Origin of the sequence: Pseudomonas sp. NyZ480 (assembly GCF_029537255.1) — a bacterium.
Lineage (GTDB): Bacteria > Pseudomonadota > Gammaproteobacteria > Pseudomonadales > Pseudomonadaceae > Aquipseudomonas > Aquipseudomonas taiwanensis.
Genome location: NZ_CP120626.1, coordinates 1,573,298 through 1,587,059, shown reverse-complemented (window position 1 = coordinate 1,587,059; position 13,762 = coordinate 1,573,298). Strand labels below are relative to the sequence as shown.

The window sequence follows — 13,762 nt, the reverse complement described above, 5'->3', positions numbered from 1 at the left end:
GGGAGCCGGCTTGCCGCCGATGAGCCCCAGGAAACGTCAGCCATTGAGCCCGATGGGATAGAACTCGCCGCGACTCCAGACCCCAAGCCACTCTTCGCCGTCGATGACACGTGGCACCGCCAGATCCACCAACTGATAAAACACATTGCGGTGAATCAGCGCCTCGAGGTTGCCGCGCATCAGCACGTACGGGGCAGGCTCTTGCGTAACCGGGTCTATCTCGACCCGCAGGGGATGCTCCGGGCCAGCTTCAGCCAGGTCATCGACATTACTGGTAAAGCGCAGCACCTGCTGCTCACCCGAACCTTCCACGTCCAGCGCCACGGCGACGAATGGCGCATCGTCGACGCGAATGCCGACCTTTTCCACCGGCGTTACCAGGAAGTAGTCATCGCCGTCGCGACGCATGATGGTGGAGAACAGCCGCACCATTGGCTTGCGCCCGATGGGCGTACCCAAGTAGTACCAAGTACCGTCACGGGCAATGCGCATGTCGATATCGCCACAGAAATCCGGGTTCCACAGATGCACGGGCGGCAATCCCTTTTGCTTGGGAATCTGCGCCAGAAGATCGTTGGCCTTGCCGGAATCCGTCATCACCCTGCCCTCACTCGCTCATACCCAGAAGGCTACGAGCGTACTCGCGCATTGGCGCAGCTAGCAAATCCTCCGGGGTGTTGTCGTGGAACGTCAACAAACCGCCACGGCTCTTGATGCGCACGGTATCGATCAAATACCGGCTGTTGGTTTCGATGAGCATCATCTGCACGACGCCAGTGTCCCACCCCAGACGGTCGACGGCTTGCTCGTCGTACCACTCGTCGCCATTGCCGATACGATCGTCGGTACGGGCGAAGCGGGTATACAGCACATAGTCGGCGCCCACCGAGCGCGCCTGCGCGATCGCTTCTTCCAGGCCCAGCGGCCCCTGGGCACGGCGTACCAGTGGGAAGTATTCGACGAAACTCTTGAACGCCTGTTCGGCCACCACGTTCTGCCGCGGCAATGGCCCCTTGCCGGGTGGCATGAATGCGCCCTGACCGATGAAGATGAACGAATCGGGTTGCAGCCGTATCGACAGCGAGCGGCGCGTGTCACTGTGGTCCAACAACCCGGCATCGCTCATGTGGTAACGGACGCCCTCGCCCATATCGCTGACATTCATGCAGCCGCCCAGCGCCATCAGCGCCAGCAGCAAGACCAGGCTACGCATCTTTCCTCCAATGGCCGGCGACGAAAAACCGGCGAATAGCCAGCGGATGCAGCTTTTGCGCCAGAGTCAGCCGCCAATCACCTTCATCACTGTCACGCCCCCGGAAAAAGCCAGTGCCTGCTTATCGGCCAGGGCCTTGACCAGCAATCGTTGCAGGGCAGGCAGCGCTTGGTGACGGGGCTGTTCCAGCAAGTCGCCGATAAAGTGACGGTTGCTGGAAGATAGGCAACCGTGCAGCCAACCGGTGGATGACAGGCGCAGCCGCGAACAACTCCGACAGAACGGCACGCTTTCGTTGGCGATCACACCAAAAACACCTTTACCCGGGATCTGGTAGCGCAGCGCGGTGGCATCCGTTGGCGCATCGACCGGGTGGTGGGCGTGCTCGCGACCGATCAGGTCGAGTAACTGCTCCAGGCCGACGAAATGCTGCAGGAAAGCATTGGGGTCTCGGGCCAGATGGCCCATGCGCATCAATTCGATGAAGCGCAATTCGAAGCCTCGCGCCAGGCAATAGTCAAGCAGCGGCAGGACTTGGTCCAGGTTCTGCCCGCGCATCGGCACCATGTTGACCTTGATCTGCATGCCCATCGCACTGGCCTGCTCCATGCCAGCCAACACGGTCGCCAAGTCGCCGCCGCGGGCAATGCGCCGGAACGCCTGTGGATCGAGAGTATCGAGGGATACGTTAAGGCGGCGAACGCCAGCTGCCTGCAACTGTGGCAACTTGCGCGAGAGCAACTGACCATTCGTGGTCAGCGTGATGTCTTCCAGACCGAGCCGGGCGACCGCCGCCAGGAATGCGTCCAGGCGAGGACTGATCAGTGGCTCACCGCCCGTTATGCGTAGACGCTCGATACCTGCGGCCTCGACCAAGTAGGCCACACCCCGCGCCAGTGCCTCTGCCGACAGTTCGTCCTGTGCCGCGACCAGACGCTTGCCGTCCGGTACGCAATACGTGCAGGCGTAGTTGCAGGCAGCCGTGAGGCTGACACGCAGGTTACGAAAACGCCTGCCTTGACGATCGACGATCATGAAAAACTCCGGCATGGATGAATCGGGGCTGGCAAAACCTGACTCATAAATCAGGTTTTTGCAAGCCCCTTGTTCCATGCCGGGCACAATTGAACGGAGCCGCTGCGCGCTCCTTCGCGGTTACCCCGCCTCACCGGGACAACGCCAATATCACGATCTGGCGCTGGGCCTATGGACGGAAGGCTTCAGTTCGCGGTTTCCGGGTCGCGCTTGCGCTTGTTGCCCATGCGCACGCCTATATCCATCAGGAACTGGAAGAAGCCTTCCTGATCTTCCAGGACATTGCTCCAGAACGGCGAGTGATACAGGGCCACGGCGCCATGCACCAGCGCCCAGGCTGCACAGTAATGGAAATAGGGCGGCACGTCTTCGAGCTTGCCTTCGCTGATACGGCCCTTGATCAGCTGGGTCAGGCGGTCGAAGTTGGAGGCACGAATGCTGTGCAGCTGCTCGACCATTTCCGGCACCTGGTTACCCTTGACCACCTTTTCTTCCAGGCGGTCGAACAACCGGTAGCGCTGCGGGTCACGCATACGGAATTCGAAGTAGGCCCGTGACAGTGCTTCCTTGTCACGGTCCACATCGGCCGAATGCAACAACCCGTTCAAATCGCGCTCGTAATCGAGCATAAGGCGCAGGTAGATCTCCGCCTTGGATTTGAAGTGCTTGTAGATCGTGCCTTTGCCGATGCCCACGGCGTCGGCGATCATCTCGACGGTGACGCTGTCTTCACCTTGTTCGAGAAACAGCTTGAGCGCCGTGTCGAGGATTTCCTGTTCGCGACGGCGAAACTCACGGACCTTACGAGGTTCTTTCTGCATAGGAAGGACTGGATGACAATCGAAGCGGTTTATTATGCCTAACTGGCGGCAAATTGCACGGATCTTCCAACCATGTCTATGTTTCATGATGAGTTCGACCAGTCCCCGGGCTTGCGCTACCTGAACCATGCCGCGGTCGCCCCCTGGCCAAGACGCGCCAGCCACGCCGTAGCTCGCTTCGCCCAGGAGAACGTTGCGCAGGGCGCCAGCGACTATCCGGCCTGGCTCGCCACCGAGCGGCGCCTGCGCGAACGCCTGGCCCGCCTGCTCAACGCGCCCTCCCGAGGCGACATTGCCTTGGTGAAGAACACGTCGGAAGCGCTTTCGCTGGTTGCTTTCGGCCTCGACTGGCAACCCGGCGACCAGGTGGTGATCAGCGACGAGGAATTTCCCTCCAATCGCGTGGTGTGGGAAGCCTTGGCCGATCAAGGGGTCGAAGTGGTTCAGGTAAGCCTTGCAGGCGCCGACCCCGAAGCGGCACTGCTCAATGCTTGTGGCCGCCATACGCGTTTGCTGGCGATAAGCGCCGTGCAGTTCGGCAGCGGCCTGCGCCTGGACCTCGAGCGCCTTGGCGAAGGCTGCCAGGCGCGCCAGGTGCTGTTCTGCATCGATGCCATCCAACAGATCGGCGCCTTGCCCTTCGACGTGCAGGCGTACCAGTGCGATTTCGCCATGGCCGACGGCCACAAGTGGATGCTCGGCCCCGAAGGGCTTGGCGTGTTCTACTGCCGCGCCGCCTTGCGCCCGCAGCTGCGCCTCAATGCCTACGGATGGCACATGCTGGAACACCTGGGCGACTTCGAGCGCCGCCAGTGGCAACCGGCCCGCAGCGCCCGCCGCTTCGAATGCGGCAGCCCCAACATGCTGGGTGCTTGCGCGCTGGAGGCAAGCCTTTCGCTATTGGAAGACGTGGGAATGGAAAAAGTAGCGCGACTGCTCGGGCAACGGGTCGATCAGTTGTACCAGGGCCTCGCCGCCATACCCGGCGTCTGCCTGCATACGCCTGCGGCCTCGCAGAGACGGGCCGGCATCGTCACCATCAGCCTCAAGGGACGCCCCTGTACCGAGCTGTATCAGGCGCTGAGTGCCGAAAGGACGATCTGTGCCCTGCGCGGTGGCGGAGTGCGTTTTTCACCCCATTTCTACACCGATGAGCGCCTTATCGACGAGACTATCCAACAAGTACGGCGACTGGCCATGCGTTGAGGAAGGAATGGATCCCCGGCGTATTCCAAATCTGTTTAAAAAACGACCAACAGACACTGGCACTGCGCCAAACCTGACCAATACTTGAAGTGTTGGCGCGGCGCATCCCCCCCAAGTGGCGCGCCGATAAAGGTGCTCAGGGACCGCGTACCTTTGTTTTACTCCTAATGGTCTTAACCCGGATTCCCCCCCAGAACCCGGGTTTTTTTTGCCCGTGCGCCGACCTCGGCCTCAGCGACCAACCGGTCTTGCGCGCTCAGGCTACGCGAGCCAAGGGGAACAAGCGCTTGAAGTTGGCGGTGGTCTGCTCGGCCAACTGGTCGAAGCTGACCCCGCGCAGCGATGCCACGTACTCAGCCACTTCTCGCACGTATTGCGGCAGGTTGGGTTTGCCCCGGTGCGGAATGGGCGCAAGGTACGGCGAGTCGGTCTCCACCAGCAAGCGGTCGACCGGCACCTGCCGGGCCACTTCGCGCAGGGCGTCGGCATTGCGGAACGTGACGATCCCGGACAGGGAGATGTAATAGCCCAGATCCAGCGCCGCCTTGGCCATGTCCCAGTCCTCGGTGAAGCAGTGCAGCACACCGGCCTGCGGTAGGTTTGCCTCGCGCAGCAACGCCAAGGTATCGGCCCGCGCTGCGCGGGTGTGCACGATCACCGGTTTGCCGGTCTGACGCGAGGCCTCCAGGTGCAGACGGAACGAGGCCTGCTGCAACTGCGCAGCTTCCGGCTCGTAGTGATAATCCAGCCCCGTCTCGCCAATGGCCACCACATGGGGGTGGGCCAGTTCGCGCAGCAACCACTCAAGCGCTGGGGTTTCGTCCGGCGCCAGGTCCAGCGGGTGCACGCCCACCGAACAATCGACATCGGCATACTGCTCGCTCAAGGCCTTGACCGCCCCGGCGTTCTCGGCACTGACACCAATGCACAGAAAATGCCCGACCCCACGTTCGCGGGCCGCCTGCAGGGCGGCATCGAGGGAGCCCTGATGGGCGCTCAGGTCAAGACGGTCGAGGTGGCAATGGGAATCTACAAGCATGGGAAGTAGGCACACATGGAAGAACGATTGAAAGTCAGCGGGAAACCGGCAGTTGCTGCCAATGGGCCAGCAACGCTTCCAGCAACAGGGCGCGGTTGAGGTTGGCCTTGCCCAGCACCTTCTGACGCTGCTCGAGAATCCACGCCTGAACTTCGAGGACCTTGGCCTGCCGGCTCTTCTGGGCCAGATACTGCACCACCTTACGCATATCGGCCAAGCCTAAACCCTCTTCGTCCTGGGTCAACTGGTAGCGCAGGATCAGATGCGACCAATCGCAGAACCAGTCGAACAGCAGCAGCAGCGGCACACTGTTCCAGGCCTCGGCCAACTGGCTCGGTGACAGCTGTTGCTTGAGTAACTTCTTGACGCCATCGGTTACCAGCGCGCGCTGTTCGCGCACCCCCTGGGCCTGCAGGCTGACCGCCAACAACGGCGAACCAGCGGCAAGGGTCAACAGCTCGTCACGCTCCGACTCGTCACTCTCAGCCAGTGCCGTGGCCAGCCAGGCCTGGCTCTGGGCGAAGCTCGGTTGCGGGCAGGCGACCTGCTGACAACGGCTCTTGATGGTCGGTAGCAAGCGGCTGGGCTGATGGCTGACCAGCAGCAGCACCGTGTCGCCGGAAGGCTCTTCAAGGCTTTTGAGCAAGGCGTTGGAAGCATTGACGTTCATCGCCTCCACCGGCTCGATCAGCACCACCTTGCGCCCGCCCAGTTGCGCGGTCTGCACGACGAAGGTGACGAGTTCGCGCACCTGGTCGATCTTGATGGGCTTGTCGGCCTCTTCCGGCTCCAGCACGAAATTGTCTGGGTGGCTGCCGGCCTTGAGCAACAAGCAGGACTTGCACTGACCGCAGGCATCCAGCCCTTGAGGGTGCTGGCACAGCAGGCGAGCCATCAGACGCTCGGCCAGGGCTCGCTTGCCGATGCCTTGCGGCCCGTGCAGCAGGTAAGCGTGGGCGTGCTGGCTACGGCCTGCCAGCTGTTGCCAGATTGCCTGCTGCCAGGGGTAGGCCTCAGCCACGGCAGCGCTCCAGGATGCCTGGCAGCAACCCATCGATGGCGCGCTGTACCGCGTCCAGCGGTTGTGCGGCATCAAGCAAGGTATAGCGTTGCGGCGCCCGCTGGGCACGCTGCAGGTAGGCTTGGCGAACAGCTTCGAAGAAGGCCTGGCCCTCCTGTTCGAAGCGATCCAGACGGCCCCTTGCGGCAGCTCTGGCCAACCCGACTTCGACCGGCAGATCGAAGACCAGGGTCAGGTCCGGGCGCAGGTCGCCCTGGACGAACTGTTCCAGTTGGGCGATACGCTCGACGGACAAGCCACGCCCTCCCCCCTGATAGGCGTAGGTGGCATCGGTGAAACGGTCGCACAGGACCACCGCACCCCGGGCCAGCGCAGGTCGAATCACTTCGGCCAAGTGCTGGGCACGCGCAGCGAACACCAGCAGCAGCTCGGTGTCGGCGGCCATCACTTCATCGCTGGGCGCCAGCAGCAACTCACGCACTCGCTCGGCCAACGGTGTACCACCGGGCTCACGGGTCAGCACCACATCCAGCCCCTGCTCACGCAGACGCGCCGCCAGGTAGTCGCGATTGGTGCTCTTGCCCGCGCCTTCGGGGCCTTCAAGGGTAATAAACAAGCCGCTCACAGGCAGTCCTTAGTGTTGTTCGTCGGGCGTTGGCTCATTGGCCGGCGCCGCTTCGCTTTCAGAAGATGGCGCCTGCTCTTGCGACTCGCCTGGTTCGGGTTCGGACTGCGCATCCGGTGCCAGCGTCGTCTCGCTGGCGCCAGGCTGGCCTTGCGGTGCCGGGCTGGAGCGGTAATCGGCGCGGCGCTTGAGCTGGAACTCTCGCACGGCCGAATTGTGGTCGTCCAGATCATCGGAAAACACGTGGCTGCCGTCGCCGCGGGCGACGAAGTACAGGCTGGAACCATCGGACGGGTTGAGCGCGGCATGGATCGCTTCGCGTCCGACCATGGCGATCGGCGTCGGCGGCAGGCCGGTCATGGTGTAGGTATTGTAAGGGGTCGGCTCGCGCAGGTCGGCACGGGTGATCTTGCCGTTGTAACGCTCGCCCATGCCGTAGATCACCGTGGGGTCGGTCTGCAGCATCATGCCCAGGCGCAAGCGGCGCACGAACACACCCGCGATCTGGCCACGCTCCTGAGGAATGCCGGTTTCCTTTTCCACCAGCGAGGCCATGATCAGCGCCTGGTAAGGGTCACGGTAGGGCAAGTCGGTCGTGCGCTCGGCCCACTCCTTGGCGAGCACTTCTTCCAGACGCATGTACGCCTGCTGCAACAGCTCGACATCGGTCATGCCGCGTACGAAGCGATAGGTGTCAGGGAAGAAGCGCCCCTCGGGGAATACGCCGGTATGGCCGAGCCTGTCCATTACTTCCGAATCCGAAAGTCCGTCCAGGGTGTGCTTGATCTTCTCGTGCTTGGCCACGGCCGAACGCACCTGGCGGAAGGTCCAGCCTTCCACCAGGGTCAGGTTGTACTGCACCACGTCAGCGCGGCGCCAGGCGTCCAACAATTCACCCACGGTCATGCCGGGGGTCAGGCGATATTCGCCGGTGTGCAAAGGGGTGCCAGCCATGTTGAAGCGCCAATACAGGCGCAACCACAGGGCATCGTCGAGCAGCCCCTCGTTCTGCATGCGGTAGAACATGCGGTTCGGGGTGGTGCCATTGGGCACATCGAGCAAGCGCTCTTGGGCCACTTGCAGAGGCTGCTCCAGCACCGAGTTGACTTTCCAGGCCGACCAGCCGAATGCCAGGCCAGCCAGGATCAACCCCATTTCCAGCAGCAGCAGGAATTTGCGTCTCACGAATTCAGGTTTCCAGTAACGTACGGGCAACGGCCTGCAGTTTACGAGTGAGCGGCCCCGGCGACCAGTTCAGCGCAGCCAATGCCCGCACCGGCCAGATGCCATAGACGCTGTTGCAGACAAACACCTCGTCCGCCTGCTGCAGCTCGCCGAAGGCCAGGTCACGGACCTGCACCGGGATTGCCAGCGCCTGTGCCTGTTCGAGCAAGGCCCCACGCATCACGCCAGCCACGCCGCAACGACGCAGATCGGCGGTGAGCAACACGCCGTCACGCACCATGAACAGGTTGCTGTAGACCCCTTCGATCACCCTGCCCTGCCCATCTCGCATCAGGCCTTCGGCATGTTCGCTGTCCTGCCATTCGGCGCGGGCCAGCACCTGCTCGAGGCGGTTGAGGTGTTTGAGGCCGGCAAGCAGCGGTTGTTCCCCGAGGCGGGTCTGACACTCGAACAAGCGCACGCCAAGTTCGGCATGCTGCTCAGGATAGCTGGGCAGCGGGCTGGCTTGCAGGATGCGCCGGGGGGCAGCGCCGGGAGCCGGAGCGTAGCCGCGCTGACTATCGCCTCGGGTGAGGATCAGCTTGGCGACACCGTCGCCGAGCTGACTGGCATAACGCAGGACTTCATCGCGGACCAGGGCCAGGTCGGCGTCGATGCCCAGACGCTGGCAACCCAGCGCCAGGCGGGCGAAGTGGCCCTCCAGCAAGCTGGGCCGCCCACTGCGCACGGCGAGGGTCTCGAACAGGCCATCGCCGTAGGCCAGGCCGCGATTCTGCAGATTGACCGCAGTCGCAGGCTGGCCGTCGATCCAGCTGTGCATCAACCGGCGAACCGGCGGAACACCAGCGAACCGTTGGTGCCGCCAAAGCCGAAGGAGTTGGACAGTACAACGTCGATATTCATGCTACGTGCTTCGTGGGGCACGAAGTCGAGGTCGCAGCCTTCATCCGGCTCGTCCAGGTTGATGGTAGGCGGCGCCATCTGGCTGTTGATGGCCAGGACGCTGAAAATCGCCTCCACCGCACCGGCGGCACCCAGCAGGTGACCGGTCATCGACTTGGTGGAGCTCACGGCCAGCTTGTAGGCATGTTCGCCGAACACGCGCTTGATCGCGGCCACTTCGGCGACATCACCGGCGGGGGTAGACGTACCGTGGGCGTTGATGTAGCTCACTTCCTCAGGCTGGATACCGGCATCGCGCAGGGCATTGGCCATGCAGCGGGCAGCGCCTTCACCGGAGTCGGGCGGCGAGGTCATGTGGTACGCGTCGCCGCTCATGCCGAAACCAACCAGCTCGGCATAGATGGTGGCGCCACGGGCCTTGGCGTGTTCCAGCTCTTCGAGTACCAGGGCACCGGCACCATCGGACAGCACGAAGCCATCACGGCCTTTGTCCCAGGGACGGCTGGCGCGGGTCGGCTCGTCATTGCGCGTAGACAGCGCGCGGGAGGCGCCGAAGCCGCCCATGCCCAGGCCGCAAGCGGCCATTTCGGCGCCGCCGGCAATCATCACGTCGGCTTCGCCGTAGGCGATGTTGCGCGCAGCCATGCCGATGCAATGGGTACCCGTGGTACACGCGGTGGCAATGGCGTAGTTCGGCCCCTGCAGACCCAGGTGGATCGACAGGAAACCCGAGATCATGTTGATGATCGAACCCGGCACGAAGAACGGCGAAATACGGCGCGGCCCCTGCTCGTGCAGGGTGCGGCTAGTGTCCTCGATGTTGGTCAGACCGCCGATCCCCGAGCCCATGGCCACGCCAATGCGTTCACGGTTGGCATCGGTCACTTCCAGACCGGCGTTACGCACTGCCTGGAAGCCGGCCGCCAGGCCGTACTGGATGAACAGGTCAAGTTTGCGAGCCTCTTTGGCCGACAGGTATTGCTCGACCTCGAAGCCCTTCACCGAGCCGCCAAAACGGGTGGAGTAGGCAGACAGGTCCGTGTGTTCGATCGGACCGATGCCACTGCGGCCAGCCAGAATGCCCTGCCAGGTGCTCGGTACATCGGTACCCAGTGGCGACAGCATACCCATACCGGTGACCACGACGCGTCTACGCGACACAGTACTCTCCTTTTCTAATAACAGAGTTTCTTGCCATTGCATTCAAGGCAACGGAATGAAATGGCAACAAGCTCTCGATGCTCGTTGCGCGACGCAGGCGCCTCGCAAAGAAAAAACCGCACGCCGGCAAAGGCAGTGCGGTTTTTCCCGACAAGAAGCGTCGACTAAAACGTCTTAAGCCTGGTGGTTTTTGACGTAGTCGATAGCAGCTTGAACGGTAGTGATCTTCTCGGCTTCTTCGTCAGGGATTTCGGTCTCGAATTCCTCTTCCAGAGCCATCACCAGCTCAACGGTGTCAAGCGAATCGGCACCCAGGTCATCGACGAAGGACTTCTCAGCAGTCACTTCGTCTTCCTTGACGCCCAGTTGCTCGGCGACGATTTTCTTGACGCGTTCTTCGATGGTGCTCATACCTAGTTTTCACTCCTAATGGACATATGTCAGGCAGCTGGCCGGTGTCCAAGTTTATAGAAAGACGTTCGCTTTTCAAGCGAAACACACCTTCGTATGACTCGACCAAGCCTCTGCCTGGAATCTGGTTGCAGCTTTATAACGGATTTTAGGCTCGGAGTATGACTCTTTTTTTAAGCAATCCGTCACATTGAGTTGCAGTTTACATGTACATCCCGCCGTTCACCGGCACAGTAGCGCCGGTGACATAGGCTGCGCCGTCGGATGCCAGGAAGGAAACCACCTTGGCGATTTCCTCGGCCTGGCCCAGGCGGCCCAGCGGAATTTCCTTCTGCAGAGCCTCGCGCTGCGCTTCTGGCAGTTCACGGGTCATGTCAGTGTCGATGAAGCCTGGGGTCACCGAGTTGACGGTGATGCCACGCGAGCCGACTTCGCGGGCCAGGGCGCGGCTGAAGCCTTCCAGACCGGCCTTGGCGGCGGCATAGTTGGCCTGACCTGCGTTACCCATGCCACCGACCACCGAGCCGATGCTGATGATACGACCCCAACGCGCCTTGGTCATGCCGCGCAGCACGCCCTTGGACAGACGGTAGAGGCTGTTCAGGTTGGTGTCGATGACGTCGAACCACTCGTCGTCCTTCATGCGCAGCATGAGGTTGTCGCGGGTGATGCCAGCGTTGTTGACCAAGATAGCCGGAGCGCCGAACTGCTCGGCAATGGCGGACAGCACGGCGTCGACGGATTCGGCGCTGGTGACGTTCAGTTCCATGCCGGTGCCGGCAATACCGTGCTCTTTCAGGGTGGCAGCGATGCGCTCGGCGCCGGAAGCCGAAGTGGCGGTACCGATCACGGTCGCGCCCTGGCGGCCCAGCTCGAGGGCGATGGCCTGGCCGATACCACGGCTGGCGCCGGTGACCAGTGCAACTTTACCTTGCAGGCTCATGCAAGCTTCTCCAAATCAGGCCAGCGCCGCACGGGTGGCAGCGACGGCATCAGGGGTATTGAGGTTGTAAGTGGTCACGCCATCCGCGCAACGCTTGTTCAGGCCTGCCAGAACCTTGCCAGGGCCGCATTCGACCAGGTTGACGGCGCCATTGGCCGCCAGGGTCTGCACGCACTCGACCCAGCGTACCGGCTGGTACAACTGCGCCAGCAGGTCCTGCTTGAGTGTATCGAGGTCGGCGGCGATAGCGGCGGTGACGTTCTGCACGACCGGAATCTGCGGGGCCTTCCATTCGATGGCGTTGACCGATTCGGCGAAACGCTCGGCGGCAGGCTTCATCAGGGCGCAGTGCGACGGCACGCTGACCGCCAGCGGCAGGGCGCGCTTGGCACCCTTGGCCTTGCACAGCTCGATGGCACGGTCGACCGCAGCCTTGTTACCGGCGATGACCACCTGGCCCGGCGAGTTGAAGTTGACCGCACTGACCACTTCGTCTTCAGCCGCTTCTGCACAAATTTCCACGACCACGGCGTCATCCAGGCCAAGGATCGCTGCCATGGCGCCGTGACCAGCAGGCACGGCCTCTTGCATCAGCTGACCGCGCCGTTCGACCAGGCGAACGGCGTCCTTCAGCGACAGACTGCCAGCGGCGACCAGCGCGCTGTACTCACCCAGGCTATGGCCAGAAACGAAGGCTGGCTGCGCGCCGCCCTCTTCCAGCCACAGGCGCCACAACGCGATGGAGGCGGTAAGGATGGCCGGCTGGGTTTTGTCGGTTTGGTTGAGTTGTTCTTCCGGGCCTTCCTGGACCAGTTTCCACAGGTCGTAACCCAGAGCGTCAGAGGCCTCTTTGAAGGTCTCGATGATCACCGGCTTCTCGGCGCCGAGCTCGGCAAGCATGCCCAGCGACTGGGAACCTTGACCGGGAAAGACGAATGCGAGGGATGCAGACATTGAACAAGCCCTTATGATCTTGTCGTCGGATAGGGTGCGTCGGGCCTTGGGCCGGACGCGGAATCTGAAAGCTTGGATGAAGACGCAGACCAAGCGGTCACATTTAAGCACTTCATCGGCGATATGCCTAAGGCCTTTGTCGTGTCAGCCGCGACCTCATCACCAACAGGAAGGCGCACACCGCAAGCGTGCGCGCCATGCAGAAGCCGGCTTGCCTGCGAAGCGGCCAATGCCGGCAAACTAAGGCAACAGGTCTTCAAGCCGACCATGCAGGCGCTGCGGCAGGTTCTCCTGAATCTCGATCAACGCTCGCTGGATCGCACTCTGGAAACCCTGCACGCCCGCCGAGCCATGGCTCTTGATGACGATACCCTGCAACCCCAGGAAGCTGGCACCATTGTGCCGTGCAGGCGCAAGGTCGTCCTGCAGACGCTTGAGCAAAGGCATGGCCAAGGCACCGGCGGCACGCGATAGCACACCACCCTTGAACAGCTTCTCGATGCGCGCACCGATCATGGTCGCCAGGCCCTCACTGGACTTAAGCAGGATATTGCCGACGAAACCGTCGCACACCACCACATCCGCTTCGCCGCGGTACAGGCCGTCACCTTCGACGAAACCGACGTAGTTGAGGCCCCGGGCATTCTGCAGCAAGGTGGCCGCCAGCTTGACCTGCTGGTTGCCCTTGATGTCCTCGGTGCCGATATTCAACAGCGCCACGCGCGGGCGATGAATACCCAACGCCTGTGCGGCCACCGAACCCATCACGGCGAACTGGTAGAGGTTTTCGGCGCTGCAGTCGACATTGGCGCCCAGGTCGAGCAACTGGCAGTAGCCCGTCTGGGTAGGGATCGCCGCCACCATGGCCGGCCGATCGATGCCGGGCAAGGTCTTGAGCACGAAGCGCGACAGCGCCATCAACGCCCCGGTGTTGCCAGCGCTCACGCAGGCCTGGGCCTTGCCATCACGCACCAGTTCAAGGGCAATGCGCATCGACGAATCCGGCTTGCCCCTCAACGCCTGGGAGGGCCGCTCGTCCATGCCGACCACCTCACTGGCCGCAACAATCTGCAGGCGCGCGCGATCCGCAGCCGGTAGGCCGCTGACAAGCTCTTCGAGGAGGGAGGGTTGACCGACGAGGGTCAGGTGTAGCGAGGGAGTAGCCGAAAGGCAGGCAATGCTTGCCTGGACAATGCTGCGGGGACCGAAGTCCCCGCCCATTGCGTCGATCGCGATGATCTGAGC

General features: G+C 62.5%; 15 protein-coding genes. 1 reads left to right on the top strand and 14 read right to left on the bottom strand.

Features of this window, described 5'->3' with window-relative positions:
* Positions 1 to 36 precede the first annotated feature (36 nt).
* The 4 genes from P3R38_RS07235 to P3R38_RS07220 all read right to left on the bottom strand — a co-directional run bounded on the left by P3R38_RS07235 (position 37) and on the right by P3R38_RS07220 (position 3,069).
* The gene (locus P3R38_RS07235) at positions 37 to 597 is read right to left on the bottom strand and encodes a DUF1285 domain-containing protein (RefSeq protein ID WP_277686952.1); all 561 of its coding nucleotides are present in this window, start codon (positions 595 to 597) and stop codon (positions 37 to 39) included.
* Positions 598 to 607: 10 nt separating this feature from the next.
* Positions 608 to 1,213 carry a DUF4823 domain-containing protein gene (locus tag P3R38_RS07230; RefSeq protein ID WP_023379421.1) on the bottom strand — a complete coding sequence of 202 codons (606 nt, stop codon included), beginning with the start codon at positions 1,211 to 1,213 and terminating at the stop codon, positions 608 to 610.
* Between the two features lie 66 nt (positions 1,214 to 1,279).
* On the bottom strand, positions 1,280 to 2,248 hold the full coding sequence (locus P3R38_RS07225) for a radical SAM protein (protein ID WP_104884026.1): 969 nt from the start codon (positions 2,246 to 2,248) through the stop codon (positions 1,280 to 1,282).
* Positions 2,249 to 2,433: 185 nt separating this feature from the next.
* Positions 2,434 to 3,069: a TetR/AcrR family transcriptional regulator gene (locus P3R38_RS07220; RefSeq protein ID WP_023379417.1), complete on the bottom strand. Its 636-nt coding sequence runs from the start codon at positions 3,067 to 3,069 to the stop codon at positions 2,434 to 2,436.
* A gap of 72 nt (positions 3,070 to 3,141) precedes the next feature.
* Between P3R38_RS07220 and P3R38_RS07215 the strand changes: the two genes are divergently transcribed.
* Entirely contained in the window at positions 3,142 to 4,275 is a 1,134-nt protein-coding gene (locus P3R38_RS07215) for an aminotransferase class V-fold PLP-dependent enzyme (protein ID WP_277686951.1), read from the top strand.
* 256 nt (positions 4,276 to 4,531) lie between these two features.
* Here P3R38_RS07215 and P3R38_RS07210 read toward each other — a convergent pair whose 3' ends face one another.
* The 10 genes from P3R38_RS07210 to plsX all read right to left on the bottom strand — a co-directional run bounded on the left by P3R38_RS07210 (position 4,532) and on the right by plsX (position 13,738).
* Complete coding sequence (locus P3R38_RS07210) at positions 4,532 to 5,314, bottom strand: TatD family hydrolase (RefSeq protein WP_027907751.1); 783 nt, start codon at positions 5,312 to 5,314, stop codon at positions 4,532 to 4,534.
* 34 nt (positions 5,315 to 5,348) lie between these two features.
* Positions 5,349 to 6,335: a DNA polymerase III subunit delta' gene (locus tag P3R38_RS07205; RefSeq protein ID WP_023379412.1), complete on the bottom strand. Its 987-nt coding sequence runs from the start codon at positions 6,333 to 6,335 to the stop codon at positions 5,349 to 5,351.
* Positions 6,328 to 6,960, bottom strand: coding sequence for a dTMP kinase (tmk, locus tag P3R38_RS07200; RefSeq protein WP_027907750.1), 633 nt, complete (start codon positions 6,958 to 6,960; stop codon positions 6,328 to 6,330). The genes P3R38_RS07205 and tmk overlap by 8 nt, the downstream gene beginning before the upstream one ends.
* A gap of 9 nt (positions 6,961 to 6,969) precedes the next feature.
* The gene (mltG, locus tag P3R38_RS07195; protein WP_277686950.1) at positions 6,970 to 8,145 is read right to left on the bottom strand and encodes an endolytic transglycosylase MltG; all 1,176 of its coding nucleotides are present in this window, start codon (positions 8,143 to 8,145) and stop codon (positions 6,970 to 6,972) included.
* A 4-nt stretch (positions 8,146 to 8,149) separates the two neighbouring features.
* On the bottom strand, positions 8,150 to 8,965 hold the full coding sequence (gene pabC / locus P3R38_RS07190) for an aminodeoxychorismate lyase (protein ID WP_023379410.1): 816 nt from the start codon (positions 8,963 to 8,965) through the stop codon (positions 8,150 to 8,152).
* Positions 8,965 to 10,209 carry a beta-ketoacyl-ACP synthase II gene (gene fabF, locus P3R38_RS07185; protein ID WP_023379409.1) on the bottom strand — a complete coding sequence of 415 codons (1,245 nt, stop codon included), beginning with the start codon at positions 10,207 to 10,209 and terminating at the stop codon, positions 8,965 to 8,967. Before fabF ends, pabC begins: the two co-directional genes overlap by 1 nt.
* Before the next feature lie 174 nt (positions 10,210 to 10,383).
* Entirely contained in the window at positions 10,384 to 10,620 is a 237-nt protein-coding gene (gene acpP, locus P3R38_RS07180) for an acyl carrier protein (RefSeq protein ID WP_277686949.1), read from the bottom strand.
* Between the two features lie 202 nt (positions 10,621 to 10,822).
* On the bottom strand, positions 10,823 to 11,563 hold the full coding sequence (fabG, locus tag P3R38_RS07175) for a 3-oxoacyl-ACP reductase FabG (RefSeq protein WP_277686948.1): 741 nt from the start codon (positions 11,561 to 11,563) through the stop codon (positions 10,823 to 10,825).
* 15 nt (positions 11,564 to 11,578) lie between these two features.
* Positions 11,579 to 12,517 (bottom strand): ACP S-malonyltransferase, encoded by a 939-nt coding sequence (gene fabD, locus P3R38_RS07170; protein WP_023379407.1) that lies wholly within the window; start codon positions 12,515 to 12,517, stop codon positions 11,579 to 11,581.
* A gap of 240 nt (positions 12,518 to 12,757) precedes the next feature.
* Positions 12,758 to 13,738 carry a phosphate acyltransferase PlsX gene (plsX, locus tag P3R38_RS07165; protein ID WP_023379406.1) on the bottom strand — a complete coding sequence of 327 codons (981 nt, stop codon included), beginning with the start codon at positions 13,736 to 13,738 and terminating at the stop codon, positions 12,758 to 12,760.
* Positions 13,739 to 13,762: the final 24 nt, after the last annotated feature.